The organism is Arthrobacter sp. 05L428, assembly GCF_056397665.1.
Map to the genome: position 1 here is coordinate 510,271 of NZ_JBFTNW010000001.1, position 24,926 is coordinate 535,196.

Annotated in this window: 26 protein-coding genes; 17 read left to right on the top strand and 9 right to left on the bottom strand. The window is 67.1% G+C overall.

The window, feature by feature from the left end; genetic code table 11:
* The first annotated feature begins 1 nt into the window (after position 1).
* Complete coding sequence (locus tag AC1DH3_RS02455) at positions 2–1,753, top strand: ABC transporter ATP-binding protein (protein ID WP_476908508.1); 1,752 nt, start codon at positions 2–4, stop codon at positions 1,751–1,753.
* Between the two features lie 119 nt (positions 1,754–1,872).
* Here AC1DH3_RS02455 and AC1DH3_RS02460 read toward each other — a convergent pair whose 3' ends face one another.
* Positions 1,873–2,691: an SGNH/GDSL hydrolase family protein gene (locus AC1DH3_RS02460; protein ID WP_441417162.1), complete on the bottom strand. Its 819-nt coding sequence runs from the start codon at positions 2,689–2,691 to the stop codon at positions 1,873–1,875.
* A gap of 289 nt (positions 2,692–2,980) precedes the next feature.
* Here AC1DH3_RS02460 and typA point away from each other — a divergent pair, with 289 nt between their 5' ends.
* The 3 genes from typA to AC1DH3_RS02475 all read left to right on the top strand — a co-directional run bounded on the left by typA (position 2,981) and on the right by AC1DH3_RS02475 (position 6,505).
* Entirely contained in the window at positions 2,981–4,909 is a 1,929-nt protein-coding gene (gene typA, locus AC1DH3_RS02465; RefSeq protein ID WP_441417163.1) for a translational GTPase TypA, read from the top strand.
* Between the two features lie 27 nt (positions 4,910–4,936).
* Positions 4,937–5,314, top strand: a complete 378-nt coding sequence (locus AC1DH3_RS02470) for a hypothetical protein (RefSeq protein ID WP_476908509.1) — start codon at positions 4,937–4,939, stop codon at positions 5,312–5,314.
* 381 nt (positions 5,315–5,695) lie between these two features.
* Complete coding sequence (locus AC1DH3_RS02475) at positions 5,696–6,505, top strand: type IV toxin-antitoxin system AbiEi family antitoxin domain-containing protein (protein WP_476908510.1); 810 nt, start codon at positions 5,696–5,698, stop codon at positions 6,503–6,505.
* 473 nt (positions 6,506–6,978) lie between these two features.
* Here AC1DH3_RS02475 and AC1DH3_RS02480 read toward each other — a convergent pair whose 3' ends face one another.
* Positions 6,979–7,227 (bottom strand): putative acetyltransferase, encoded by a 249-nt coding sequence (locus tag AC1DH3_RS02480; RefSeq protein ID WP_476892188.1) that lies wholly within the window; start codon positions 7,225–7,227, stop codon positions 6,979–6,981.
* Positions 7,228–7,379: 152 nt separating this feature from the next.
* Here AC1DH3_RS02480 and fdxA point away from each other — a divergent pair, with 152 nt between their 5' ends.
* The 5 genes from fdxA to AC1DH3_RS02505 all read left to right on the top strand — a co-directional run bounded on the left by fdxA (position 7,380) and on the right by AC1DH3_RS02505 (position 11,878).
* The gene (gene fdxA, locus AC1DH3_RS02485) at positions 7,380–7,706 is read left to right on the top strand and encodes a ferredoxin (RefSeq protein ID WP_056737938.1); all 327 of its coding nucleotides are present in this window, start codon (positions 7,380–7,382) and stop codon (positions 7,704–7,706) included.
* A 12-nt stretch (positions 7,707–7,718) separates the two neighbouring features.
* Positions 7,719–8,867, top strand: coding sequence for a succinyldiaminopimelate transaminase (gene dapC / locus AC1DH3_RS02490; RefSeq protein WP_476908511.1), 1,149 nt, complete (start codon positions 7,719–7,721; stop codon positions 8,865–8,867).
* Positions 8,868–9,098: 231 nt separating this feature from the next.
* Positions 9,099–10,382: a citrate synthase gene (locus tag AC1DH3_RS02495; RefSeq protein WP_307034993.1), complete on the top strand. Its 1,284-nt coding sequence runs from the start codon at positions 9,099–9,101 to the stop codon at positions 10,380–10,382.
* A gap of 163 nt (positions 10,383–10,545) precedes the next feature.
* Positions 10,546–11,208 carry a TetR/AcrR family transcriptional regulator gene (locus AC1DH3_RS02500; protein ID WP_476908512.1) on the top strand — a complete coding sequence of 221 codons (663 nt, stop codon included), beginning with the start codon at positions 10,546–10,548 and terminating at the stop codon, positions 11,206–11,208.
* Positions 11,209–11,266: 58 nt separating this feature from the next.
* Positions 11,267–11,878, top strand: coding sequence for a hypothetical protein (locus AC1DH3_RS02505; RefSeq protein ID WP_441417169.1), 612 nt, complete (start codon positions 11,267–11,269; stop codon positions 11,876–11,878).
* Positions 11,879–11,891: 13 nt separating this feature from the next.
* On the opposite strand, the gene AC1DH3_RS02510 is transcribed toward AC1DH3_RS02505, so the two are convergent.
* Positions 11,892–12,743: a hypothetical protein gene (locus tag AC1DH3_RS02510; protein ID WP_441417170.1), complete on the bottom strand. Its 852-nt coding sequence runs from the start codon at positions 12,741–12,743 to the stop codon at positions 11,892–11,894.
* 96 nt (positions 12,744–12,839) lie between these two features.
* Complete coding sequence (dapD, locus tag AC1DH3_RS02515) at positions 12,840–13,850, bottom strand: 2,3,4,5-tetrahydropyridine-2,6-dicarboxylate N-succinyltransferase (protein ID WP_476892191.1); 1,011 nt, start codon at positions 13,848–13,850, stop codon at positions 12,840–12,842.
* A 70-nt stretch (positions 13,851–13,920) separates the two neighbouring features.
* Between dapD and dapE the strand changes: the two genes are divergently transcribed.
* Entirely contained in the window at positions 13,921–15,045 is a 1,125-nt protein-coding gene (gene dapE, locus AC1DH3_RS02520) for a succinyl-diaminopimelate desuccinylase (protein WP_441417172.1), read from the top strand.
* Positions 15,046–15,150: 105 nt separating this feature from the next.
* Here dapE and AC1DH3_RS02525 read toward each other — a convergent pair whose 3' ends face one another.
* The 4 genes from AC1DH3_RS02525 to AC1DH3_RS02540 all read right to left on the bottom strand — a co-directional run bounded on the left by AC1DH3_RS02525 (position 15,151) and on the right by AC1DH3_RS02540 (position 18,460).
* Positions 15,151–15,987, bottom strand: coding sequence for an amino acid ABC transporter permease (locus AC1DH3_RS02525; RefSeq protein ID WP_441417173.1), 837 nt, complete (start codon positions 15,985–15,987; stop codon positions 15,151–15,153).
* Positions 15,984–16,634: an amino acid ABC transporter permease gene (locus AC1DH3_RS02530; RefSeq protein WP_441417174.1), complete on the bottom strand. Its 651-nt coding sequence runs from the start codon at positions 16,632–16,634 to the stop codon at positions 15,984–15,986. The genes AC1DH3_RS02525 and AC1DH3_RS02530 overlap by 4 nt, the downstream gene beginning before the upstream one ends.
* A gap of 100 nt (positions 16,635–16,734) precedes the next feature.
* The gene (locus AC1DH3_RS02535) at positions 16,735–17,616 is read right to left on the bottom strand and encodes a glutamate ABC transporter substrate-binding protein (RefSeq protein ID WP_441417175.1); all 882 of its coding nucleotides are present in this window, start codon (positions 17,614–17,616) and stop codon (positions 16,735–16,737) included.
* Between the two features lie 88 nt (positions 17,617–17,704).
* Positions 17,705–18,460 (bottom strand): amino acid ABC transporter ATP-binding protein, encoded by a 756-nt coding sequence (locus AC1DH3_RS02540; RefSeq protein WP_441417176.1) that lies wholly within the window; start codon positions 18,458–18,460, stop codon positions 17,705–17,707.
* A gap of 161 nt (positions 18,461–18,621) precedes the next feature.
* Here AC1DH3_RS02540 and AC1DH3_RS02545 point away from each other — a divergent pair, with 161 nt between their 5' ends.
* The 4 genes from AC1DH3_RS02545 (at position 18,622) to AC1DH3_RS02560 (ending at position 21,670) form a co-directional block, all read left to right on the top strand.
* Positions 18,622–19,527, top strand: coding sequence for an LOG family protein (locus tag AC1DH3_RS02545; RefSeq protein WP_476908513.1), 906 nt, complete (start codon positions 18,622–18,624; stop codon positions 19,525–19,527).
* A gap of 35 nt (positions 19,528–19,562) precedes the next feature.
* A complete protein-coding gene (locus tag AC1DH3_RS02550) occupies positions 19,563–19,970 on the top strand; it encodes a DivIVA domain-containing protein (RefSeq protein WP_441417178.1) in 408 nt (135 codons plus the stop codon).
* A gap of 5 nt (positions 19,971–19,975) precedes the next feature.
* Positions 19,976–21,277 (top strand): hypothetical protein, encoded by a 1,302-nt coding sequence (locus AC1DH3_RS02555; protein ID WP_476908836.1) that lies wholly within the window; start codon positions 19,976–19,978, stop codon positions 21,275–21,277.
* 225 nt (positions 21,278–21,502) lie between these two features.
* Positions 21,503–21,670: a DUF3117 domain-containing protein gene (locus tag AC1DH3_RS02560; RefSeq protein ID WP_079550332.1), complete on the top strand. Its 168-nt coding sequence runs from the start codon at positions 21,503–21,505 to the stop codon at positions 21,668–21,670.
* Positions 21,671–21,735: 65 nt separating this feature from the next.
* Here AC1DH3_RS02560 and AC1DH3_RS02565 read toward each other — a convergent pair whose 3' ends face one another.
* On the bottom strand, positions 21,736–22,368 hold the full coding sequence (locus AC1DH3_RS02565; protein WP_476908514.1) for an O-methyltransferase: 633 nt from the start codon (positions 22,366–22,368) through the stop codon (positions 21,736–21,738).
* Between the two features lie 235 nt (positions 22,369–22,603).
* Between AC1DH3_RS02565 and sigE the strand changes: the two genes are divergently transcribed.
* From sigE to AC1DH3_RS02580, 3 genes are all read left to right on the top strand, one after another.
* Positions 22,604–23,239, top strand: coding sequence for an RNA polymerase sigma factor SigE (sigE, locus tag AC1DH3_RS02570; protein WP_175321762.1), 636 nt, complete (start codon positions 22,604–22,606; stop codon positions 23,237–23,239).
* An 8-nt stretch (positions 23,240–23,247) separates the two neighbouring features.
* Positions 23,248–24,411, top strand: a complete 1,164-nt coding sequence (locus AC1DH3_RS02575; RefSeq protein ID WP_476908515.1) for an anti-sigma factor family protein — start codon at positions 23,248–23,250, stop codon at positions 24,409–24,411.
* Positions 24,412–24,523: 112 nt separating this feature from the next.
* Entirely contained in the window at positions 24,524–24,901 is a 378-nt protein-coding gene (locus AC1DH3_RS02580) for a twin-arginine translocase TatA/TatE family subunit (RefSeq protein ID WP_441417181.1), read from the top strand.
* The last annotated feature ends 25 nt before the right edge of the window (positions 24,902–24,926 follow it).

The following is a 24,926-nucleotide window of genomic DNA, read 5'->3' on the forward strand; positions in this document are numbered from 1 at the left end:
CATGAACGCCTCTGTCGAAATCCACGAAGCCGGCGCGGCGGCCGGGCGCCCGCTCCTTGAAATCAAGGACCTGGCAATCAGCTTCACCACCAGCAACGGCGAGGTCAACGCCGTCCGCAACGCCCACCTCACCGTGATGCCCGGCGAAACCGTCGCGATCGTCGGCGAATCCGGTTCCGGCAAGTCGACGACGGCGCTGGCCGCCATCGGCCTGCTTCCGGGCAACGGCCGGGTGGCTGCCGGACAAGTCATCTTCGACGGCGAGGACATCGCCCACGCCTCGGAGAAGCGCATGATCGAGCTGCGCGGCAACAGCATCGGCATGGTGCCGCAGGATCCGATGTCCAACCTCAACCCGGTCTGGAAAATCGGTTACCAGGTCCGGGAAACACTGAAGGCGAACGGGCTGCCCAGCGGCCCGGACGACGTCGCGAAGGTGCTTTCCGAGGCCGGCCTGCCGGATGCTGCGCGCCGCGCCAACCAGTATCCGCACGAATTCTCCGGCGGCATGCGCCAGCGTGCCCTGATCGCCATCGGCCTGTCCTGCCAGCCGCGCCTGCTCATCGCCGATGAGCCGACGTCGGCCCTGGATGTGACCGTGCAGCGCCAGATCCTGGACCACCTGGACAAGATGACCACCGAACTCGGAACGGCCGTCCTGCTGATCACGCACGATCTGGGCCTGGCTGCCGAACGTGCCGACAAGGTCGTGGTGATGTACCGCGGGCAGGTCGTTGAATCCGGTCCCTCGCTGGAGCTGCTGCAGAACCCGCAGCACCCGTATACCCAGCGGCTGGTCGCCTCGGCGCCGTCGCTGGCGTCACGGCGCATCCAGGCCGCCAAGGAACTGGGCGTCGAATCGGAGGATCTGCTGGCGCCGGCCGAGGACGTCGTCGTCGCGTCGAGCATGCCCGACGAGGTGCTCCAGATTGAGAACCTGAGCAAGGTTTTCAAGCTGCGCTCCGGCTTCGGCCGGGCCACCGACTTCACCGCGGTGGACGACGTCTCCTTCAGCGTCAAGCGCGGAACCACGACGGCGATCGTGGGGGAGTCGGGTTCCGGCAAGTCCACGGTGGCGCAGATGGTGCTGAACCTGCTGCAGCCCACCTCGGGCAAGATCGTGTTCGACGGCGTCGACACCTCCACGCTGAACAGCAAGGAGATCTTCGCCTTCCGCCGCCGCGTGCAGCCGATCTTCCAGGACCCCTACGGTTCCCTCGATCCGATGTACAACATCTTCCGGACCATCGAGGAACCGCTGCGGACCCACAAGATCGGGGACAAGGCCAGCCGCGAGAAGAAGGTCCGGGAACTGCTGGACCAGGTGGCGCTGCCGCAGTCCACCATGCAGCGGTACCCGAACGAGCTCTCCGGCGGCCAGCGCCAGCGCGTGGCAATCGCACGCGCCCTGGCCCTCGACCCCGAGGTGATCATCTGCGACGAGGCCGTTTCGGCGCTCGACGTGCTGGTGCAGGCGCAGGTGTTGAACCTGCTTGCAGACCTGCAGTCCCGGCTGGGCCTGACCTACCTGTTCATCACCCATGACCTTGCGGTGGTCCGGCAGATCGCCGACCACGTGTGCGTGATGGAGAAGGGCAAGCTGGTCGAAACCGGTTCCACCGACGACGTGTTCGACTCGCCGCAGCAGGACTACACCAAGGCCCTGCTCAACGCGATTCCCGGCGCCAAGCTCATGCTGCCCCCCCGAGGTGGCAACGGCCTAGCCATAGGCTGCGGCAAGAGCAAGCCTTAAAACACAAGAGCCGGCGTCCACCCCAGGGTGGGCGCCGGCTCTTGCGTTGGCTGGTTGTTTCTTGGTTGTTTTCTGGTTGGTGGCTGACGGTCCTAGCCGGCGTGGGCCCGTGTCAGTCCTTACAGGTCGAGGGCCTCAAGCCGCTTGGTTAGCAGGGCCCCCGCGAGCCTGTGCCCTTCTGCATTCAGGTGGCGGTCGTCAGCCAGGTACCGGGCGAGACCGTAACGGGTCAGCCAGTCGCCGACGCTGACGAAGGAGAGACCGTACTCCTTGGCAACCGCGCCCAGCAGGGTGTCCACCTGTGTCCGGCGCCCGCCGCCGGCCTGGGCGCCCCGCGCCAGGGTCCCGACCAGCACCACCTCGGCGGCGGGGTAGCGGTCCTCGATGGCCTGGATCAGGCGCTCGGCGTGCTCAGCAATGTCGACATTTGAGGCGCCCCTGGCGGCGTCGTTTCCGCCGCCTTCGATGACGACCAGCGGTGGCGCGCCGTAGGGCAGGCGCCAGTCCCCGTTCTCGAGGCCGTCGATGTAGTTTCCGCGGGTGCCGTTGCCGGCCACGAACCCGGTGCCGCTTCCGCCGCCGAACACGACGTCGTAGCCGAGGTTCCCGAGGGCAAGCCGGGGCCAGCTCTCCGAAGGCTCGGACTGGGAATCGCCGATCAAGACGGCGGTGCTCGAAATGTCCTCGACGATGACTTCGTCCCTGCCGTTGGCAGGGTTCCGGTAGACCGAGCCCGGAGGCAGGCTGTCCGGATTCACCGCTGCGGTCTTCTTGCGGACGGAACCTGCTGCCGCGGGCTGTCCCGGGCCCGCCGCCGCGGCCACCGGAAGCTCCTTCACGCGGTCTGAGGTTTTGGGCAACTCGGCTGCGTCGGGCGCCGGGGCACAGCCGCCAAGGAAGAGGGCTGCGGCGAGAAATGGCGGGATGATACGGGCCATCCTCTGGACGCTTGGCATGTCGGACTTCCCCCGCGTTTGTAGTTACTCCAGCAATAATGCGGCATGCCCGGCCCGAACACCAGTGACTTTGGTCACCTGACAGCGTGGGGGACTCACGATTCGGTAACAGGCCGGGGGGAGGGGCGCTTTGGGATTTTAGGCCAATAAATGCCCTAGCGTCTAGAATGGATGAAGGCGCCCTGTGTCAAAGGGCCGTACCTGTCGTGCGTTCCGGTTGGAAATGTCGCGATACAACAGCTGACTTCACCACTGAATCGAGCAATAACGCATGTCTGAAACCACCACCAACACTGCGGTAGCCACTGCATCGCGCAGTGACCTGCGCAACGTCGCGATCGTGGCCCACGTTGACCACGGCAAGACCACTCTGGTCGACGCCATGCTCAAGCAGACCAACTCCTTTGCCGAGCACAACCACCTCGAAGACCGTGTCATGGACTCCGGTGACCTGGAACGCGAAAAGGGCATCACTATCCTGGCCAAGAACACCACGGTGGCCTACAACGGTCCGTCCTCGCACGGTGAGACCATCACGATCAACGTGATCGACACCCCCGGCCACGCCGACTTCGGCGGTGAGGTCGAGCGCGGCCTGTCCATGGTCGACGGCGTCGTCCTCCTCGTCGACGCCTCTGAGGGCCCACTGCCCCAGACCCGCTTCGTGCTGCGCAAGGCCCTCGCCGCGCACCTCCCGGTGATCCTGTTGGTCAACAAGACCGACCGCCCCGACGCCCGGATCGAGGAAGTCGTCCACGAGTCCATGGACCTGCTCCTTGGCCTGGCCTCCGACCTCGCCGACGAAGTTCCGGACCTGGACCTGGACAAGATCCTCAACGTTCCGGTCGTCTACGCCGCCGCCAAGGTCGGCCGCGCTTCGCTCGAGCAGCCCGCTGACGGCACCGCTCCGGAGAACGAGGACCTGGAGCCGCTGTTCCAGACCATCATCGACCACATCCCGGCGCCGACCTACAACCCGAACGGTGTGCTGCAGGCGCACGTCACCAACCTTGACGCCTCCCCGTTCCTTGGCCGCCTCGCCCTGCTGCGTATCTACAACGGCACCCTGCGCAAGGGCCAGACCGTGGCCTGGGCTCGCGCCAACGGTGAGCTGAAGAACGTCAAGATCACCGAGTTGCTCGCCACCAAGGCACTGGACCGCGTCCCGGCCGAGTCCGCGGGCCCGGGCGAGATTGTCGCCGTCGCCGGCATCGAGGAAATCACCATCGGTGAGACCCTGACCGACGCCGAGAACCCGCAGCCGCTGCCGCTGATCACGGTGGATGACCCCGCCATCTCCATGACCATCGGTATCAACACTTCGCCGCTGGCCGGCAAGGTCAAGGGCGCGAAGGTCACCGCACGCCAGGTCAAGGATCGCCTCGATAAGGAACTGATCGGTAACGTCTCGATCAAGGTGCTCCCCACCGAGCGTCCGGATGCCTGGGAAGTCCAGGGCCGTGGCGAGCTCGCGCTGGCCATCCTGGTCGAGCAGATGCGCCGCGAAGGCTTCGAGCTGACTGTGGGCAAGCCGCAGGTTGTCACCAAGACCATCGACGGCAAGATCCACGAGCCGATGGAGCACATGACCATCGACGTGCCGGAAGAGTACCTCGGCGCCGTCACCCAGCTCATGGCAGCCCGCAAGGGCCGCATGACCAACATGGCCAACCACGGCACCGGCTGGTGCCGCATGGAATTCATCGTTCCGGCCCGTGGCCTGATCGGCTTCCGCACCAAGTTCCTCACGGACACCCGTGGCGCCGGCATCGCCGCCTCCATCTCCGAAGGCTACGAGCCGTGGGCCGGCCCGATCGAGTACCGCACCAACGGTTCGATGATCGCCGACCGCGCCGGTGTTGTGACCCCGTTCGCCATGATCAACCTGCAGGAGCGTGGCTCCTTCTTCGTCAAGCCCACCTCCGAGGTCTATGAGGGCATGATCGTCGGCGAGAACTCCCGCGCCGATGACATGGACGTCAACATCACCAAGGAAAAGAAGCTCACCAACATGCGTGCCGCTTCCTCGGACACCTTCGAGAACCTGACGCCGCCGCGCGACCTGACCCTCGAAGAGTCCCTCGAATTCGCCCGCGAAGACGAGTGCGTCGAGGTCACCCCGGAGTCGATCCGCATCCGCAAGGTCATCCTCGACACCAACGAGCGGGCCAAGTCCAACCGCGCCCGCGCCAAGGTCTAATCCCGGTCTCCCGGCTTCGGCTGAGACGTGACTAAGAGAGCTGCCGGAAGGGCAGGCGGTATTGCCGCCGCCCTTCCGGCAGCTCTTTTTGTTGCCCTGGCTGGCACCGCGCTGCACCGGCAGCATCTGGCAGTGGCCGGCGTCGACCTTCCCTGGGGCGCTGTCGCCGCGCTGGTCCTGCTGGCGTCCGTGGAGCTGCTGCTCGGGACCGCCTTCCGTTCCCTCGTCCCGACGGCGGTCTGCGGTGCGGGATGCTACGCGCTGACAGGCTGGTGGTCCACCCTCGAGGTAGGCAAGCGTCTGATCATCGGGGACCTCGCCGGGAATCTCTGGATCTTCGGCGCGGGCGCGGTCACAGTGGCCATGCTCGTCTGGTGCCGCCGCTACGCACGGCGCGCGGGGTAGCGGAGCCGGACCCACGGTGGACATGCCCATCCTCCGCTCCCCGGGGTGGACATGCCCATCCTCCGCACCTGCCCCCTTGGGACATGCCCATCCTCCGCTCCCCGGGGTGGACATGCCCATCCTCCGCACCTGCCCCCTTGGGACATGCCCATCCTTCGGCCGCTGGGATGGACATATCCGCACTATGTCCACCGATCGGGCCCGGCAGCGGACATGTCCCGTGCTGAGCAATGGACATGCCCAGTCCGGGCCTGCCAACGGACATGTCCCGATCCCGCCGGTGGACATGCCCAACGGCGGCGCCTACCAACGGACATGCACTTGTGCACATACCGGAAAAAGGGGCTGCTCCGGGGCGGTCGGCACAGAGATCATGGGCCCATGGTCAAAGTCAGTGAAGTCATGTCCAAGTACGACGGTGTGGTCCGAGCCAAGCATCTCGCGGCGGCAGGAATATCCAGCTTCCAGCTCAACGCCGCCCTCGCCAACGGAAGTGTCGCCCGGGTCGCCCGCGGGGTATATGCAATACCGGGCGCGGATCCGCAACTGGTCGCCATCCGTTCCCTGCCCGCCGAGCCCGCCTGTGTCAGTGCCGCGCACTTTAGTGGACTTTGGGTGCTCGAAACGCCCAAGCATCCGCATGTAGCGCTGCCCCACAGCCGCAGTTACCCGGGCTTTGTCTGCCACCGGTCTGCGGCACCGCCGACACTGCTGGACACCGTGGTCCAAAGCCTGCGCTGCCTGCCGGAACTGGACGGCCTGGCACTCGCCGAATCCGCCATCGTCCTCAAGGGCCTTCCGCTATCAGCGCTTCGACAGCGGCTGGCCGGCCGAAGCGACGCCCGGGAGCGCAGAATTGCTGCGGCTATCGTTCCGCAGTCGCAGTCGGTCATCGAGTGCATGGCGCGGTTCCTGCTGCGACAGGCGGGCTTTCATGTTGAGTCGCAGGTGAACATCCCCGGAATGGGCCACCTGGACCTCATGGTGGACGGCCGGCTCGGGATTGAGACCGACGGTGCCGGGTTTCACATGGACCGCGCAAGTTTCGAAGAAGACCGACGGCGGTGGAATGTCACTGTCCGGTTGGGCGTACCCACCCTGGTCGTGACCTACCCTCTGCTCAAGTACCGTCCTCAGGAATTCATAGCCATGGTCCGTGAGGCATTGAACCGGCTCTCAGCGGCCGCTTGACGCCGGTCGTCCGGGCCGAGCAAAGCAGCTCGCAGGATGTGTGCACCCCTGCCGGCACTGGACTTGTCCGCGTTGCAGCATCGTCGATGGACATGTTCCGCGCTCGGTCGGGCGCGGGACGGACATGCTCCGTGCGCGCGGCCGGCAATGGACATATGGACAATATGTCCATTGCCCGGCTCTAGGCGAGGACATGTCCGTCGGCGACCGCGGAGAATGAGCGTGCTCCCCGCTCCCGGCCAAGGCTGGACACATGGGCAGTATGTCCATTGCTCGAAGCTAGGGGTGGGCATGTTCCGCGGGGGGCGGGTGGGCTCGCAACGGGCATGCTCCCCGCTTCCCGTCAGGGATGGACGTATACGTGTTATGTCCATTGCTCAGTGCAGGCGGTGGGCATGTCCGGCGGGGCGTGCAGGCGGTGGGCATGTCCGGCGGGGCGGGCAGGGGGGGGTGGGCATGTCCGGCGGCCGGGGCTACGGTTGGGCGTGTCCCCGGGGCCGGCGGGGCGGTGCGGGCGGGACTTCCTTGGCCGCCACGACGAGCCGGAGCGGGATGACGACGTCGGCGCGCCGGGTGCGGACGGTGCAGCCGCCGTCGGCCTTCCCCACGAGGTCGCCGATCGCGTCCGTGAGGCCTCCCTCGATCCGGTACCGCACCACCACGCGGGTGCCCAGGGGCGCGTCGGAGAGGAACTGCTGCGGCTGGGGGATCGGTGAACTCACCCGTTCATAGTAGGACGCGCGGGCTCTGTGACGCCCGGCTAGGTTCGCGGGATCAGACTGGGAGATAATAGGCTCGGAAGTCAGTAGCCCGGCGCTCAGGCCGGGAGCAAGATCCGGCGGGACGCCGGAACCAACGTGGAGAGGCCAGGGACGTGACGTACGTAATCGCGCAGCCGTGTGTAGATGTCAAAGATAAGGCATGTATTGAAGAGTGCCCCGTCGATTGCATCTACGAGGGTGAGCGCTCCCTGTACATCCACCCGGACGAGTGCGTGGACTGCGGTGCCTGCGAGCCGGTCTGCCCCGTCGAAGCCATCTACTACGAGGACGACACCCCCGAGGAGTGGGCCGACTACTACAAGGCCAACGTTGAGTTCTTCGACGTGCTCGGTTCGCCGGGTGGCGCCGCCAAGATCGGCAACACCCACACGGACCACCCGATGATCGCCGCCCTGCCCCCGCAGAACCAAGACAACTAGGACGGCGCTCCGGTGACTTCTGCGGTGCGCAGCTTCGGCCTCAGCCTGCCCGACTACCCGTGGGAAGCCATGGCCCCGTATCTCGCGCGGGCCGCGGCGCACCCGGGGGGCGTAGCCAACCTCTCGATCGGCACCCCGGTGGATGACACGCCGGCCCTGGTGCAGGAGGCGCTCCGGGCGGCGGCCAATGCGCCCGGCTACCCGACGGTGCACGGCACCCAGGCGCTCCGGGAAGCGATCGCTGCCTGGTTCGACCGGCGCCGCGGCGTCCCCGGACTGGACCCGCGGAACGTGATGCCCACCGTCGGGTCCAAGGAGCTCGTGGCCTGGCTGCCGTTCCTGCTCGGACTCAGGGCCGGCGACGTCGTGGTCCGCCCGACCGTCGCGTACCCCACCTACGACATCGGGGCCACCTTCGCCGGCGCCGAGCACGTGGCCGCGGACGACCTCGACGAACTCGACGCCGACACCCGCTCGCGCGTCCGGCTCGTCTGGATTAACTCCCCGGCCAATCCAACCGGCAGCGTGCGTGACGTCGCGTCGCTGCAGCGGATCGTCGGCCAGGCGCGGGAACTTGGTGCCGTGGTCGCCTCCGACGAGTGCTACGCCGAACTTGGCTGGGGCGAATGGGACGTCCAGCGCGGCGGCGAGCCGGTCCCCAGCATCCTTGACCCCCGGGTGGCCGGGGACTCCCATGAGGGCCTCCTGGCGGTCTACTCGCTGAGCAAACAGTCCAACCTCGCCGGCTACCGCGCCGCTTTCGTGGCCGGCGACGGCGCGATCATGGCCAACCTGGTGAACAGCCGCAAACACGCGGGCATGATCGTGCCGTACCCGGTCCAGGAGGCCATGCGGGTGGCCCTCGGCGACGACGCCCACGTGGCGGCGCAAAAGGACCTGTACCGCGGCCGGCGCGAACGGATCGTCCCGGCACTGGAGCGTTTCGGGCTGGACATCCGTGAATCCCGCGCCGGACTGTACCTCTGGGCCACGGCGGGCGAGGCGACCTGGGACACCGTGGGCAGGCTCGCCGACCGTGGAATCGTCGTCGGTCCCGGTGTCTTCTACGGGGACGCCGGCAACGGCTTCATCCGGGTGGCGCTCACTGCCAGTGACGAGCGGATCGACGCCGCCGTCGAGCGGCTGGCTACGGGACCGTAACAATGCTGTGAGGAGGGCCACAAGATGCGGGATTTGGTCGCCTTGGAATCGCCTCGGATTAGTGCCACCCGCGAACTGACGGTAGTTTTTAACTGACTATCAATGGTGGCTTTCCACAAGAAGGCAGCGCAGCCGTTGGAATCCGTGTCCAGATACAGGTTCCGTGGGCGGCTTCACCAGATGTTGGATCAAGCTTTCAACAGGGGCCCAGACGCCTCATGAGGAGAATCCATGACTGAGACCACCAGCGCAACCCTGCGTCACGCGGGCGGCGAGCTCGAGCTCCCGCGCATCAAGGTTGTTGAAGGAAACGAAGGCTACGACGTTTCCAAGCTGCTGAAGCAGACCGGCGCCGTTGCCTTCGACCCCGGTTTCATGAACACCGCGGCCACCACCTCGGCCATCACCTACATTGACGGTGACGCCGGCATCCTGCGCTACCGGGGCTACCCGATCGAGCAGCTCGCCCAGCACTCCAGCTTCCTGGAAGTTTCCTACCTGCTGATCTACGGCAACCTGCCGACGCCGGCCGAGCTGGAAGCGTTCGACCAGCGGATCCGCCACCACACCCTGCTGCACGAGGAGCTCAAGGGCTTCTTCAGCGGCTTCCCGCGGGACGCCCACCCGATGCCGGTGCTGTCCTCCGCCGTGTCCGCCCTGTCCACCTTCTACCAGGACTCGCTGGACCCGTTCAACGCCGAGCAGGTTGAGGTTTCCACCTACCGGCTGCTGGCCAAGATGCCGGTCATCGCCGCCTATGCCCTGAAGAAGTCCGTCGGCCAGCCCATGCTGTACCCGGACAACTCCCACAACCTCGTGGAGAACTTCCTGCGCCTGAGCTTCGGCCTCCCGGCCGAGCAGTACGAGGTGGACCCGGTGGTCGCCAAGGCACTGGACCTGCTGCTGATCCTGCACGCGGACCACGAGCAGAACTGCTCCACCTCCACGGTCCGGCTGGTCGGCTCCTCCAACGCCAACCTCTTCGCCTCCGTCTCCGCCGGCATCAACGCGCTCTTCGGCCCCGCCCATGGCGGCGCCAACGAGGCCGTGCTCAAGATGCTCCGCCAGATCCAGGCCGACGGCATCAAGCCCGAGGACTACATGGAGAAGGTCAAGAACAAGGAAGACGGCGTCCGCCTGATGGGCTTCGGGCACCGGGTCTACAAGAACTACGACCCGCGCGCCAAGATCGTCAAGGCCACCGCCCACGAGATCCTCAGCAAGCTCGGCGGCAACGACGAGCTGCTGGAGATCGCGCTCCGCCTCGAAGAGAAGGCGCTGCAGGATGACTACTTCATCGAGCGCAAGCTCTACCCGAACGTGGACTTCTACACCGGCCTGATCTACAAGGCCATGGGCTTCCCGGAGAAGATGTTCACCGTGCTGTTCGCGATCGGCCGCCTGCCGGGCTGGATTGCCCAGTGGCGTGAAATGATCAGCGACCCGAACACCAAGATCGGCCGCCCGCGCCAGCTCTACACGGGAGAGCCGGAACGGAACTACCCTTCGGTCTAGGCTAGAAGCCGCTAACGACGCCGGCCGCGCACCTCAAGCATGAGGTGCGCGGCCGGCGTCGTTGTCGGGGAAGTCCGTGGTACTGGAGTGGATGGTGCTCGAGTTGCGGGTGTGACCGGCGTGGGCAACCCGGGTGGGGGCACATCCGTGCTAAAAAGGAGCAATGCCCAAATTTGTCGACGCTGCATTGCGGCGCCAGGAAGTTGTCGAAGCCGTCTTCAGGATCGTCGCGGCGGACGGGCTGGAACGGGCCTCCCTCCGCGAAGTAGCGGACGAAGCCGATCTGGCGGTGGGCTCGGTGCGGCACTACTTTGCCAGCAGCGACGAACTCCTGGCGCACTCCTTCGGCGTCGTGGTGGACCGCATCGCCGGCCGGCTCGACGCCGCCGAGGACCGGCTGGCGGAAACCGCCCCTGGCTCGGCCGAGCACCGGCGAGGCGTGTTAACCCTGCTGGGGGAACTGCTGCCGCTGGATGAGGAGCGGGCCGTGGATGCCTGCGTCTGGATGGCCTTCAAGAACGCGGCCCGGACCAAGCCATTCCTCGCCGCGGAAGCCGACCGCAGCCACCGCACGGTGGCAGCCGTCGTGGGCCGGTTGATGATGGACCTGGCCGCGGCCGACGGCACGGCCGCCGTCGACGGCACAGACGGCACGGAGGTGCCGGGGCAGCAGCGGCTCGTCACCGAGGCCGAGCGGCTGCTGGCGACCCTGGACGGACTTACCATGCACGCTTTGCTGCAGCCGGAATGGATGACGGCGCAAATGTGCCACGATGTACTGGAAGCCCATCTGGCGAGCCTGGACCACCGCGCTGCCAGCCATTAACGTGCGCTACCTTCAGGAATAGACTGGATAAGTACGTCATGCCAAGGGAGGCAATCGGATGCACCACACAGGCGGTCCCGGCTGGCGAATCACCATGGACACCTCAGGTCCCATGCTCATAGCGCTTTACGTCCGCGACGCGGCCGGCCTGGACACCGCGGGCCACCCCGCACTCTCCCACGTGGCACCGAAAATCCGTTCCTCCGACCATACGCACCTGATTGACGAGGTCGGCGGCATGCCGGCCCTTAAGACCGAGTGGGAAGCCTGGTGGGCGCAGATCCTGAAGGCCCACCCGGAGATGGAGCCCGAGCTTGGTCCGCCTGGCTTCCGGGCCTTCGGTAACTCGCCGGCCCTCCGGCGCGTGCTGCAGGCGCACTTCGGCGCCGCCCTCAGCTGGGCCCGGGAACGCCGCGGGGAGTATCTTGCCCTCGAAGCCGAGCGGGACGCCAGCGGGGCCAATCAGGTGCTCGCCGACATGGTCGATGACCGGCTGCTGGAAGTCGGCCGGGCCGCGCGCGACTTCGAACTGACCATCATCGAGCTTCCGCTCGCCGAGCCCCGGGCCTGGTACCTGGAGCCGGACAAGATCATCATGAGCTCGGCCCTGCTGTCCGAACCGGAACTCTTCCGCAGCTACGTCCAGCCGGTCGTCGAACTGCTGGTCTGAGAGGGCCCGGCAGCTACGACGCGGGTTTGTCGGCAACCGTGATGGTGACCTGCCCCTCAGGCCCTTCTGCGGTTTCCCAGCCCTTGTGGGACACCCTGGTCCAGCCCTGCCCGTCCAGCCGCACCTCCGTGACGGACAAGGCCTTGGCGTTGGCCACCGCCCACTGCGCCACTGCCCACGCCTCGCTGCCCTGGACCTGGATGGTCAGCGTCCGGCCGGCCGCCGTCGCCGGGATGCTCCCGAAAGCCGCCAGCAGGCGCTGGCGGACCTGCCCGGCGGCCCCGGCGGTATCCGGCTTGCGCAGCGAGCAATCGACGCCCTGCGGGGTGTACCCGGTCAGCGCCGAGGCGAAGGCCCGGGCCATCGGCTCATGCTGGGCATAGGCGCCCGGGTACGCTGAACGCTGGACCCGCTGCGCGGCCTCCGTGATGGGAAGCGATTCGTAGCCCGGGATCTTCACCAGCGCATCGTAGAAGGCGTTTGTGGCGTGGTACGGGTCCATCACCTGCTGCTCGGTGCCCCAGCCCTGCGACGGCCGTTGCTGGAACAGCCCTCGGGAATCCGGGCCGGCCTGGTCGCCGTGGCCGATGTTGCGCAGCTTCGATTCCTGCATGGAGGTGGCCAGGGCGATGCTGGCTGCGCGTGCCGGCAGCCCGCGCCGGACCGCAATGGCGCTGATCAGGGCGGCATTGGCGGCCTGGTCGGTGGCAAGATCTTCGCCGCCTGCGCCCACCGCGGTGCAGCGCTCCGTGATCAGCGTTTCGGAGCGCTGCAGGAATCCCACCGCCGTGTAGATGGCCCCCGCCACCATGGCCAGGGTCAGCAACAGCACGATCCGACGGCGCCAGCCACCTCTGCGTGCCACGTAACTACTCCCTCAAGCCCTGACGGGCTAGTTAGTCCTTCAGCCAGTTGTTCTTCAGCCGGTTTGTTCTTCAGGCGGTTGGTTGGCGGCAGCCGCCTAGTTGGCGTGCAGGGCCTCATTGAGCTCGACAGTCTGGCCCTTGCGCGGCAGTACTTCCACCTCGCCGCTGGAGGAGTTGCGGCGGAAGAGCAGATTCGGGACGCCGGAGAGTTCGACGGCTTTGACGATCCGGCTGGTGTCCTCGCCGTCGGCGTCCTTCGGCCCGATCACCCGCACCCGGGTTCCGGCCGTGACGTAGAGGCCGGCCTCGACGACGGAGTCGTCGCCGATGCTGATGCCCACGCCGGAGTTGGCGCCGAGCAGGACCCGTTCCCCAAGGGAGATCTTCTCCTTGCCGCCGCCGGAGAGGGTGCCCATGATGGAGGCCCCGCCGCCGACGTCGGAGCCGTCGCCGGCCACCACGCCGGCGGAGATGCGGCCCTCGACCATGGATGTTCCGAGCGTGCCGGCGTTGAAGTTTACGAAACCCTCGTGCATGACGGTGGTGCCCTCGGCCAGGTGCGCGCCGAGGCGGACCCGGTCGGCATCGGCGATCCGCACACCGGAGGGGATGACGTAGTCGACCATCCGGGGGAACTTGTCCACGCCGTAGACGGTCACCGCGCCGCGCTTGCGCAGCCGTGCGCGGGTCAGTTCGAAGTCCTCGACGGCGGCCGGGCCGAAGTTGGTCCACACGACGTTGGGCAGCTTGCCGAAAACGCCGTCCAGGTTGATGCTGTTCGGCCGCACCAGACGGTGGGAGAGCAGGTGCAGGCGCAGGTACGCGTCGGCGGTGTCGGCAGGCGCCTCGTCAAGGTGGATCTGCGCGAAAACGACCTTTTGTTCGGTGCCACGGTCCGCGTCGGCGCCGTGTGCGGCGATGTCGAGCAGTGACTGGTCCGCGTTCGCGACGTCGCGCAGGTTCTCTGCAGCGGTTCCGAGCGCCGGCGCCGGGAACCAGACGTCCAGCACCGTGGCCGTGCCGTTGCGGGTGGCGATGGTTGCGAGCCCGTAACCGTAGGCGGAGCGGGAGTTGTCGGGCACAGCAGCAGAAGCGGTTTCAGTCATGCGTCAAGTCTATAGACGGCCCCCGCGCTCCCCGAAACCGGTGACGGGGGCGGGCAGATACAGTGGAACGGTGACTGATCATACTGCCCCCGCCCGCCTGGACCTGCGCCAGGACGTTGCCCTGCTGACCGCGGACATCATCGACATTTTCAGCGTCTCCGGAGAGGAACGCCGGCTGGCTGACGCCGTGGAGCATGCCCTCCGCGCCATCCCGCAGCTGGAGCTGACCCGCGACGGCGACGCGATGATCGCCCGCACCAACCTGGGCAGGGCGGAGCGCGTCATTCTCGCCGGACACCTGGACACGGTCCCGCTGCCGACCACCGAGGGCGCGCTGGGCACCGTCCCCTCCTACTGGCCCTCAGGGGCGCCGGGGGAGGGCGTCCTGTACGGGCGCGGCGCCACCGACATGAAGAGCGGCGTCGCGGTGCAGCTCGCGCTGGCAGCGGGCCTGTTCGACGGCGGCGCGGCACCGGATAAGGACGTCACCTTCGTCTTCTATGACCACGAGGAAGTCGAGGGGGTCAAGAGCGGCCTCGGTCGGCTGGTCCGGAACCACGGCGGCCTGCTCGAGGGCGACTTTGCGATCCTGCTGGAACCGACCGACGGGACCGTCGAGGGCGGCTGCAACGGCACCATCCGTTTCGAGGCGACCACCCTCGGTGAGGCGGCCCACTCGGCGCGGGCCTGGATGGGCAGCAACGCCATCCACGCTGCGGCCCCGATCCTGGCCAGGCTGGCCGCCTACCAGCCGCAGACCGTCACCGTGGACGGACTGGACTACCGGGAGAGCCTCAACGCCGTGCGGGTCAACGGCGGGACGGCCGGCAACGTCATTCCGGACCGCTGCGTGGTGGAGATCAACTACCGCTTCGCCCCGGACAAATCCATGCAGCAGGCCGAGGAGCACGTCCGCGAACTGCTCGCCGGCTTCGACCTGGTCCGCACCGACGGAGCGAACGGGGCCCGGCCCGGCCTGAACCACCCCGCCGCCGCGTCCTTCGTCGCCGCCGTCGGCGCGGAGCCGAAGCCGAAATACGGCTGGACCGACGTCGCGCGTTTCAGCGAGCTCGGCGTCCCCGCCGTGAACTTCGGGCCGGGCGATGCGCTGCTGGCGCACAAGGACGACGAGCACGTCGACGCCGACGCGATCCGCGAGTGCCTGCGGGCGCTGCGGAGCTGGCTGGGAGTATAGCCGGCCGGGACCAATTCGCCGCTGGCCCGTCCGGGAAAAACGCAGGAGGTCCGGAACCCGACTGGGTTCCGGACCTCCTGCGTTTGTACTGGCGGCTGGTACCGGCTACTTGGCCGGTGCGACTCCGGCGACCGGGACGTGGGCCATGCCGCCGGCGGCCTTCTTGGAACCGCGCTTCTCGATCCAGATGGCGATGCGGGAGACTGCCAGGTTGATCGCGATGTAGATCGCGGCGGCCACGAAGAACACCGGGAAGAGGAACTGCGGACCCAGGAAGTCCGCCATGACCTGCACCGCGCGGAGGAGCTCGCCGTAGGCCACGATGTATCCGAGCGAGGTGTCCTTGAGCAGGACAACCAGCTGCGCCACGAGCGAGGGGAGCATGCGGCGGATGGCCTGGGGCAGCTCGATGGTCAGCCGGGACTGGAAGCTGGTCAGGCCGATGGCGAGTCCGGCTTCCCGCTGGCCTTTGGGCAGCGACTGGATGCCGGCCCGGATGATTTCGGCGAAGATGGCCGAGTTGTAGAGGACCAGGCCGGCCACGACGGCGATGAAGGAGCTGGTGGCAAAGACGAGCAACACGAACAGCATCATCAGGACCACCGGCATGCCGCGGAGGAACTCCAGGACGATGCGGGTGGGGACACGGATCCAGGCGACGTCGGAGATCCGCATCAGGCACAGCAGCAGGCCCAGGGGGAAGGCGATCACGGCAGAGACCGCGGCGGCGCTCAGCGTGGCACCGATGCCGTTGGCGATCAGCGTCCAAACGTCGGCCTGGCCGAAGATGGCCCACCGCTGGCCTTCGAAGATGCCCTGCTGGGCCAGGGTCATTACGGCCAGGACCAGGAGCGCGCCGATCACAATGACGCCGATGACCGAACCGATCAGGGAAACGCGGCGGGCCTTGGGACCCGGGACGTCGTAGAGAACTGAGGTCATCGTGCGATCGCCACCTTTCGTTCAACCACGTTGGCGAGGTAGCCAAGCGGGACGGTTATCAGCAGGTAGAAGAACGCGACGCCCACCAGGACCCACATGACGGCATCGCCGTGGTCGTTGGCGAGCTGCTTGCCGTAGCCGAAGAGCTCCAGCACATAGAACGCGCCGGCCACGGAGGAGTTCTTCACCAGGGCGATCAGGATATTGATCAAGGGCGGGATGACCGTGCGCAGGGCCTGCGGCAGGATGATCAGGGAGAGCACCTGGCTGAACTTCATGCCGATGCTGCGGGCGGCCTCGGCCTGGCCCACGGGAACGCTGTTGACGCCGGAGCGGACGGCCTCGGCGATGAAGGCCGAGGTGTAGGCGCTCAGGGCGATGATGGCGGCGACTTCGAACTGCTGGAACGTGACACCCAGGCGGGGCAGCACCACGGCGGCGAAGAAGAAGGCGATGGTCAGCGGGGTGTTCCGGACGATCTCCACGTAGGCCATGCTGAAGCCGCGCAGCGCGGCGATGGGGGAGACCCGGGCCGCTGCGAGCAGGGTACCGAAGACAAGGGCGATGATTCCCGAGACCACTGCCAGGAAGAGGGTTCTGAGAAAGCCGTCCCAGTATTGGGGCAGGCTCTCAATGATGACGTCCATAGGTTCCTTCAGCTGCGTTGAGGGGATTCAATCGTTAGCGGGGCTGTGGCGGCCGCCGGGCCGCGAGTGCCGCGGTTTCCGGCGGCCGCCACATCCGGCCTTAGTAGCGGTTGATGGCGGGGAGCTTCGGGGCCGTCTTGATGACGGAGCCCGCGGTGGCTTCCCAGGCCTTCTTGTAGGAGCCATCCTTGTCGAAGGCTTCCAGCTGGTCGTTGATCCAGTTGCGGAAGACCTTGTCGTCCTTCTTCAGGCCAATGCCGTAAGGCTCCTTGGTGAAGGTCTCGTCCGAGGCCAGCTTGAAGGCGTCCGGCTCCTTGTTGACGAATCCGGCGAGGATGACGTTGTCGGTGGTGACGGCTTCAACCTGCTTGTTGCGCAGCGGCTCAAGGCAGGCCGAGTAGGTAGCGGCCGGGACCAGGATTGCTCCGTACTTCTCCACGATGGTGGAGGCAGGGGTGGAACCGGTCACGGAGCAGACCTTCTTGCCCTTGACGTCCTCGGGCTTGGTGATGGAGTTGTTGTCCTTGTTCACCATGAGGGCCTGGCCAGCCTCGTAGTACGGGCCGGCGAAGTCGACTTCGGTCTTGCGCTTGTCGTTGATCGTGTAGGTGGCGACGATGATGTCGACCTTGCCCTGCTTGATGAACTGCTCGCGGTTGGCGGAAACAGTCTCGACCCACTCGATCTTGTCGGCGGGGATGCCCAGCTTCGCGGCGATCAGCTTGCCGATCTCAACGTCGAAACCGACAGGCTTGCCGTCGAGGCCCTTCTGGCCGAACAGCGGCTGGTCGAACTTGGTGCCGATGGTGATCTTGCCGGCAGAAGAAAGCTTTGCCATGGTGCTGTCGGCGGCGAAGCTCGGCTTCTCGGCTACGGGCGGGTTCGTCGTGGAGGAGCTGCCGCCGCAGGCGCTCAGGCTCAGCGCCAGAGCTGCGGATGCGGCCACCAGAAGGGATTTCCTTCGGGTCAAAAATGCCATCATGACATTCCTTTCATTGGACGGCCGCCTCGCGGCAGCCTGGGTGCGGAATCTGCGGAATTTCAGTGGTGGTGTGCGGAGCCTTGCCGGCTCAGTGGGTCAGGAGCTTGGACAGGAAGTCTTTGGCCCGATCGCTCTTGGGATTGGTGAAGAACTCCTCGGGCGTCGCGTCCTCGACGATCTGGCCGTCGGCCATGAAGACCACGCGGTCGGCTGCCTTGCGGGCGAAGCCCATCTCGTGGGTCACCACGATCATCGTCATGCCTTCCTTGGCCAGCTGGATCATGACGTCGAGGACTTCGTTGATCATTTCCGGGTCCAGCGCGGAGGTGGGCTCGTCGAAGAGCATCACCTTCGGCTTCATGGCCAGGGCGCGGGCGATGGCCACGCGCTGCTGCTGGCCGCCGGAGAGCTGGGCCGGCAGCTTCGGTGCCTGGTGTCCGACGCCGACGCGCTCCAGCAGAGCCATGGCGTCCTTGTCGGCCTCGGCCTTGGACACCCCTTTGACCTTGATCGGGCCGAGCGTGACGTTTTCCAGGATCGTTTTGTGCGCGAACAGGTTGAAGGACTGGAAGACCATCCCGACGTCGGCGCGCAGCTTTGCGAGTTCCTTGCCCTCGGCGGGAAGTTCCTTGCCGTCGATCGTGATGACGCCGTCGTCGATGGTCTCGAGGCGGTTGATGGCGCGGCAGAGCGTTGACTTGCCGGAGCCCGAGGGGCCGATGACAACAACGACCTCTCCCTTGCGGACGTTCAGATTGATGTCCTTGAGGACGTGCAACTGGCCGTAATGCTTGTTGACGGCATTTAGGGAGACGAGGGCATCGCCGGGCACTTGAGTAGTCATAAGAAGAATCTAGCGAACATTAGCGGATTATGACCCCAATCACTCGGAGTTGGTCAACATCGTGACCCAAGAGATATCCGCAGGTCAGGGTCGTACCACACCCTCCCGGCGCCCCGCCGCGCCGCGGCGCCGGGCCTTCCGATCCGCGCTAGCCTATGGGCATGAGTACCGAGCAGCAGCCCACGCCAGAGCAGAACCCCGCACCGAACGCCGGGGCCGGGCGGCGGGACGCCCCGCAGGCGAACGGCATCCGGCACAAGGGCCCGTTGGAGCTGCGCCGCAAGGCTGCCAGGGTCACGATGTCGGACCAGACGCTGCTGGACACCAAGGGCCCCGGACAGTTTGTGCACACCGACCCGTGGCGTGTGCTGCGGATCCAGAGCGAATTCGTGGAAGGTTTCGGCGCCCTCGCGGACCTTGGCCCGGCGGTCAGCGTGTTCGGCTCCGCCCGGACGCTGCCGGGCAGCCTCAACTATGAGCTGGCCGTCGACGTGGGCCGCAAACTGGCCGAAGCCGGCCTGGCCGTGATCACCGGCGGCGGTCCCGGGTCCATGGAAGCGGCCAACAAGGGCGCGGTCCAGGGCAACGGGGTGTCGGTAGGCCTGGGGATCGAACTGCCCTTCGAGCAGGGCATGAACCAGTGGGTGGACCTGGGCATCAACTTCCGCTATTTCTTTGCGCGCAAGACCATGTTCGTGAAGTACGCCCAGGGTTTCATTGTCCTTCCCGGCGGCCTCGGCACCCTGGATGAGCTATTCGAGGCCATGGTCTTGGTCCAGACCCGGAAGGTGACTTCCTTCCCGATCGTGCTGATCGGGACCGCCTTCTGGAGCCCGATGCTGGACTGGATCCAGACCACCCTGGTCGCCGAGGGCATGATGGCGGAGGAAGACCTCGACCTGGTGCAGGTCGTTGACGACCCGGCGCTCGCCGTCGAACTCATCGTCGAAGGCGCCGCCCGCCACCGCAACCCGAACGGAACCAGCCCCAGCACTGGGAACAACGGCACGGGGACCAGCGGCACTGGAAACGGCAGCTACGGCGCGGCTAACGGCCCGCGGGCCTGAGCATCCCGCACGGCCGGGTCTGGCACGATGGAGCTGTGAGTTTCTTCCTGGTTTTCGTGGCGATCGTGCTGGCCGCCGTCGCCATCCTCGTCGGCACCGACCTGGTGCCGCGGATCTTCCGCCGCGGCGCCGGCGAACAGCCCTTCAACGACGGCTTCGACGAGCCGGTGGCCTCGCTGCCGGCCGTGCTGCTGCCCGCCGACGCGGACCCGGCCGACGTCGACCGGATCAGGTTCGGCGTCGGGCTGCGCGGCTACCGGATGGACCAGGTGGACCAGGTCCTCGACGAGCTGCGGGACCAGATCGCCCGGAAGGACCGTGAAATCGCCCGGCTCCGCACGGAGCGTGAGGCGACGACGCCGGAACTACCCCCGCTGGAACACCCGCTGCCGGAAGGGGCGCCGGAACGGCACCCGGACCCTGCGCCGGACCCGGCCCCGTGACCCCGGTGGCTCAGGAGGGCCTGAACTCCGCCGTGTGGAGCCGGATTGCGGCCGCCGGCACGCGCGCCGCCCGCTGGCCGTGGTGGCTGCAGGTCGGCGGCATCTACCTTGCCGCGCGGCTGGTCAGCGCCTGCATCTTCATGGCGGCCGCCCTGCACCAGGGCGTGAACCCGTGGTTTCCGGCGAAGCCCGACTATTGGAACTTCATCAACATCTGGGATGCCCGCTGGTACGGCGAGGCCCTGCGGAACGGCTATCCCGCCCAACTGCCGACCGACGACGCCGGCGCGGTGCAGGAAAACACATGGGCCTTCTACCCGCTCTTCCCGCTGCTGGGCCGGACCCTCGCCGGGCTGGCTGGAATCGCGCCCGCCGCCGCGCTTACCGTCATCGCCATGCTCTCCGGACTGGCGGCGGCCCTCGTGGTCTACCGGCTATTCCGGCACAAGGCCACCCACCGCACGGCGCTCTGGGGCACGGTGTTCTTCTCCACCTTCCCCGTCTCCCCGGTGCTGCAGGTTCCCTACGCGGAGTCCCTGAATCTCCTGCTGCTGGCCGCGGCGCTGCTGCTCGTCCTGCGCCGGCGCTACCTCTGGGCCATGCCGGTGGTGCTGCTGATGTGCCTGTCGCGGCCAACCGGCGTGCCGTTCGCCGCGATGGTCGGGCTGCTGTTCCTGTACCGCGTGTACCCGAGCCTCGTCGCGACGGTCCGCGGCCGGCCCCGGACCGGTGCGGTGCACAGCCCCGACCTGGGGATGCCCGCCGCCGGGACCCCCGCCGCCGGGCCGCATAGCCCCGGGGAGCTGTGGTCGCTGGCCGGCCTTGCCGCCGTCAGCGGCCTGGGGGCGCTGTTGTGGCCCGCGTTTGCCTGGGCCGTCACGGGCGACGTCCAGGCCTACACCAAGACCGAAACGGTGTGGCGCGGGCATGACCTGGTGCCGTTCAAACCCTGGTTCGACGCCGGCGTCCAGCTCTTCGGACCCGTCCTGGGGCTGCTGGCGCCGTTCGTCTTCGTGGCCGCCTTTGTCCTGCTCATGATGTCCCGTCCCGTGGCGGCGCTGGGCACGGAGCTGCGGCTGTGGTGCGTTTGTTACGTGGGTTATCTGCTGGTGTTCCTGCACCCGCAGACCAGCACCTTCCGGATGCTGCTGCCGCTCTTCCCGCTGGCCCTCGGCGCGGCACTCGTATCCCGCTCCCGCGCCTACCGCGCGACGGTTGTTGTCATGTTTATTCTGCTGCAAATCGTCTGGATCGTGTGGCTTTGGGCGTGGGCCCAATTGCCCGGCGGCGGCGACTATCCGCCGTGACGCCGAACACGTTTTCCTGCCGTAAGCGCGACATTCCCAAGGAGCATAAAAAGTCCATCGATTAGCTACAAGCGCGTAATTACGGGATAATGGGCCGTAAGCAAAGGAAAACTGAGTGTTGAGCCACGGCGGCTGCCATCACGGCCGCCAGGCGTCTTGTTTGACCAAGCGGACACAGCCCGGCCGGGCTGGTAAGTCACGGGACTACTGGAGGGGATATTCCTCATGGCGGCTATGAAACCACGCACCGGCGACGGCCCTATGGAAGTGACCAAAGAGGGCCGCAGCCTGATCATGCGGGTTCCGCTCGAAGGCGGGGGACGGCTTGTGGTCGAACTCAACGCTGCCGAAGCGACAAATCTTAAGGAATGCCTGGTCGGCGTTACCGAATAGCCTTATCGTCACAGGAAAAGGGGCCCGCAGCCGGTTGGCAGCGGGCCCCTTTCCGGCAGCCCGGGCTATTTCTTGACCGCCACCAGCAAACCGTCGCCGGTGGGCAGCATGGCTGAGGCGAGGCGGTCGTCGTCGCGGATGGATTTTCCGACCTGGCGCAGGACGACGGTGGTTGCCTCGCGGGCCGCGGGGTTGGAGACGCGGTCCTTGTCCAGGGCGTCGTTGACGATCAGCAGGCCGCCGGACTTGAGCAGCCGGACGGCCTGCCCCACGTAGCTGGGGTAGTTGGGCTTGTCCGCGTCGATGAACACCAGGTCATAGGCGCCGTCGGTCAGGCGCGGCAGCACGTCGCCGGCACGGCCGGAAATGGTGCGCGTGCGGTTGGCGGGGCTCCCGGCCTCCTGGAAGGACTCCCGCGCGGCGCGGAGGTGTTCGACGTCGACGTCGATCGTCGTCAGCACCGCCTGCGGCCCCAGGCCCCGCAGGATGCAGACGCCGGAAACGCCGGCCCCGGTGCCGATTTCCACCGCGGTCTGAGCCTTGGAGGCGGCTGCGAGTACGGTCAGGACGGCTCCGACGCCGGGCCCGATCGGGGTGACGCCCAGTTCGAAAGACCGTTCGCGCGCGTGCAACAAGACCTCATCCTCGGCAGGCAGATCTTCTGCGTAGGACCAGCTCGTGGACTTATCGGCGCTCATGGGTATCGCTTTCCGGGCAGGAGGGGAGTGTTTCATACAGCGTACTGTGTCCTGCGCGGTCTTCTGCGTTCCGCCGTGGGCGGAAGAACCGGCCACGTCAGGAAATTCCCAGCTTATTTTGAAATGATAGATATCCGCTCATCCGCGTGGTGATCGGCGCCGAATCTAGGGGTGTAGGGGCTTGCAGCAGCAAGTGCCATCCAGGCGTAAGCACCATCCGCGAGGGGAGTGGACAATGTCGGTTGTGGCAGCTGTCCCGGTAACTGACGAGTCCCAGCCCACGGCCGAGGCCGAATGGGTCAGGCCGACGTGGGAAGAGGTGGTGACCAACCACTCCGCCAAGGTCTACCGCCTGGCGTATCGGCTCACGGGCAACAAGTACGACGCCGAGGACCTCACCCAGGAAGTCTTCGTCCGGGTCTTCCGCTCGCTGGACAACTTCAAGCCCGGTACGCTCGACGGCTGGCTGCACCGCATCACCACCAATCTCTTCCTCGACCAGGCCCGGCGTAAGAGCCGGATCCGCTTCGATGCGCTGGCCGAGGACGCCGAGTCGCGCATTCCCGGCCGCGAGCCCGGTCCGGAGCAGAGCTTTGAATTCAACAACCTCGATCTGGACGTGCAGGCCGCCCTCGAGGAGCTCCCGCCGGATTTCCGCGCCGCCGTGGTGCTTTGCGACCTAGAGGGCCTGTCCTATGACGAGGTTGCCGTGGCCCTGGACGTCAAACTTGGCACCGTCCGGTCCCGGATCCACCGCGGCCGGACGATGCTCCGCGAGAAGCTCGCCCACCGCGACCCCAGGCCGCAGCCGGCCGCAAAGCAGTCACTGAAGCCCCGGCTCAAGATGCCCCGCATCGCCGGCCTCCTCTGAACCAGGCAATGGGTCAACTGAAACACTTCCTCGCGGGCCTCACGTGCACGTATTTCGGCCGGAAACCGGGCCGGGTCCGGACGGGCGCGCAGCCGCTCACCGGCAGGGCCCAGGAGCGGCGCCGGAAACACCTTGAGCGGTGCACCGCGTGCCGTGCCCGGCTGCAGCGCGAACGCCAATACCTCGAACGGCTGCGCGGTGCCGCTGTGCCCGCCGCAAGCGAAGACCTGACCGCCCGCCTGCTGGCCCGCACCGGCGTCCTGGCCGCCGGGCAGCAGGACGCGGAGGCGGCTCCCGCGCCCGGTCCGGCCTCGGTTGCGCCGCGGCGGACGCCGCCACAGCAGGGGCGGCCGCTGCGGCTCGCTGTCCAGATCGCCGGCGGCGTGGCTGCCACCGCCGTCCTGATGGGCGGCGCCGCCTACCTCATGGGCAGCGATACGGCGCTGCCCGCCGACGAGGCGTTCACCTCGGCCTTTCCCGGGTCGGGTCCGTCCGGCCCGGCGCTGTCTTCCGAGAGCATCTCGGCGGCCGCGTGGAAGCTCAGCGGCGAGCCGGACGTCACGCCGGCCGGCTCGCTGAGCGCCGAACAGCTCTCCGCACTGCGTGCCCGTGGCTGGACCTGCCCGGAACTGCGGGAGCTGGGCTACCACCTCGTCTGGGCCCGCGGCGGGGTCGCCGACGGCTCAAAACTCCTGGAGCTTCGCCTCACCGACGGCCGGCACTTTGCGACGGTCCTGGAACAACACGCGGACGTCTCCGCCGACCAGCACGGCACGGCCGGCACTGTGCGGCCGACCCCCGGGGCGGCTGGCCCAGCACAGCCTGGCCCAGCACAGCCCGCCGCCGGGCCGCCGGTGAACGTGCTGACCGGGCATCCGGCCACCGAGGACGGCTTCGTTGCCGCCCGGCTGGACGCCGCCGCGGCGGTTGGCCCGGCCGCCCCGGCCGGCTCGCTCTGGATCAACAAAGAGGCGCCCTTCCGCGCCATCTACCGGACGTCCACGGCCACCTTCACGTATATCTCCGAGCTCCCGGCGGAGCAGGCGGACGACGGCGTGGGCGCCCTGGTGCATGCCCATCCCGTTAAGGCCCCGACGTCGCACGGCGCCGAGGGAGTCCCGGCCCGCCTTGAGCGGGGCCTGGAACGGATTGTGGAGCTGCTGGCACGATGACGCACACGATGCGCACACCATGGCGCCGCACCGTAACGGGGCCCGTCAGCCAGGCCCGGGCAGCGTTTTCTGGAATCGTCGCGCACAGGACTGAGAGGGTAATCTTCCTAGGGTGCTTGGAATCAACGGACCGGAGTTCATACTTCTGCTGATCATCGGCCTTTTGGTGATCGGACCCAGCAGGCTGCCCGAATACACGCAGAAGCTGGCCAACATCGTCAAGGAAGTCCGGCGGATGGCCTCCGGCGCCCGCGAGCAGATCAAGGAAGAAGTCGGCATCGACATCGACGATGTGGACTGGAAGAAGTACGACCCCCGGCAGTACGACCCCCGCCGGATCATCAAGGAAGCCCTCCTGGAGGACGACACCAAGCCCGTGAGCGCCGGTGCGCCCGCCGCCGTCGCCACCGCCGAAGAGCGCCGGCCGGCCCGGGTCGTTGAGCGGCTGCCGGAGGGCGAGGCTGCGCCGTTCGACTCCGAGGCAACCTAAACAGGACGTCCGGCGGGCCCGGTGC

Bases quoted from the DNA above. Each gene is read 5' to 3' on its own strand.
- AC1DH3_RS02575 (WP_476908515.1), top strand. From the start codon at position 23,248: ATGGGTCAACTGAAACACTTCCTCGCGGGCCTCACGTGCACGTATTTC.
- AC1DH3_RS02500 (WP_476908512.1), top strand. From the start codon at position 10,546: ATGCCCAAATTTGTCGACGCTGCATTGCGGCGCCAGGAAGTTGTCGAA.
- AC1DH3_RS02460 (WP_441417162.1), bottom strand. From the start codon at position 2,691: ATGGCCCGTATCATCCCGCCATTTCTCGCCGCAGCCCTCTTCCTTGGC.
- AC1DH3_RS02530 (WP_441417174.1), bottom strand. From the start codon at position 16,634: ATGGACGTCATCATTGAGAGCCTGCCCCAATACTGGGACGGCTTTCTC.
- AC1DH3_RS02525 (WP_441417173.1), bottom strand. From the start codon at position 15,987: ATGACCTCAGTTCTCTACGACGTCCCGGGTCCCAAGGCCCGCCGCGTT.
- AC1DH3_RS02475 (WP_476908510.1), top strand. From the start codon at position 5,696: ATGGTCAAAGTCAGTGAAGTCATGTCCAAGTACGACGGTGTGGTCCGA.
- AC1DH3_RS02495 (WP_307034993.1), top strand. From the start codon at position 9,099: ATGACTGAGACCACCAGCGCAACCCTGCGTCACGCGGGCGGCGAGCTC.
- AC1DH3_RS02565 (WP_476908514.1), bottom strand. From the start codon at position 22,368: ATGAGCGCCGATAAGTCCACGAGCTGGTCCTACGCAGAAGATCTGCCT.
- AC1DH3_RS02545 (WP_476908513.1), top strand. From the start codon at position 18,622: ATGAGTACCGAGCAGCAGCCCACGCCAGAGCAGAACCCCGCACCGAAC.
- typA (WP_441417163.1), top strand. From the start codon at position 2,981: ATGTCTGAAACCACCACCAACACTGCGGTAGCCACTGCATCGCGCAGT.
- AC1DH3_RS02540 (WP_441417176.1), bottom strand. From the start codon at position 18,460: ATGACTACTCAAGTGCCCGGCGATGCCCTCGTCTCCCTAAATGCCGTC.
- AC1DH3_RS02560 (WP_079550332.1), top strand. From the start codon at position 21,503: ATGGCGGCTATGAAACCACGCACCGGCGACGGCCCTATGGAAGTGACC.
- AC1DH3_RS02455 (WP_476908508.1), top strand. From the start codon at position 2: ATGAACGCCTCTGTCGAAATCCACGAAGCCGGCGCGGCGGCCGGGCGC.
- AC1DH3_RS02535 (WP_441417175.1), bottom strand. From the start codon at position 17,616: ATGATGGCATTTTTGACCCGAAGGAAATCCCTTCTGGTGGCCGCATCC.
- AC1DH3_RS02505 (WP_441417169.1), top strand. From the start codon at position 11,267: ATGCACCACACAGGCGGTCCCGGCTGGCGAATCACCATGGACACCTCA.
- dapD (WP_476892191.1), bottom strand. From the start codon at position 13,850: ATGACTGAAACCGCTTCTGCTGCTGTGCCCGACAACTCCCGCTCCGCC.
- sigE (WP_175321762.1), top strand. From the start codon at position 22,604: ATGTCGGTTGTGGCAGCTGTCCCGGTAACTGACGAGTCCCAGCCCACG.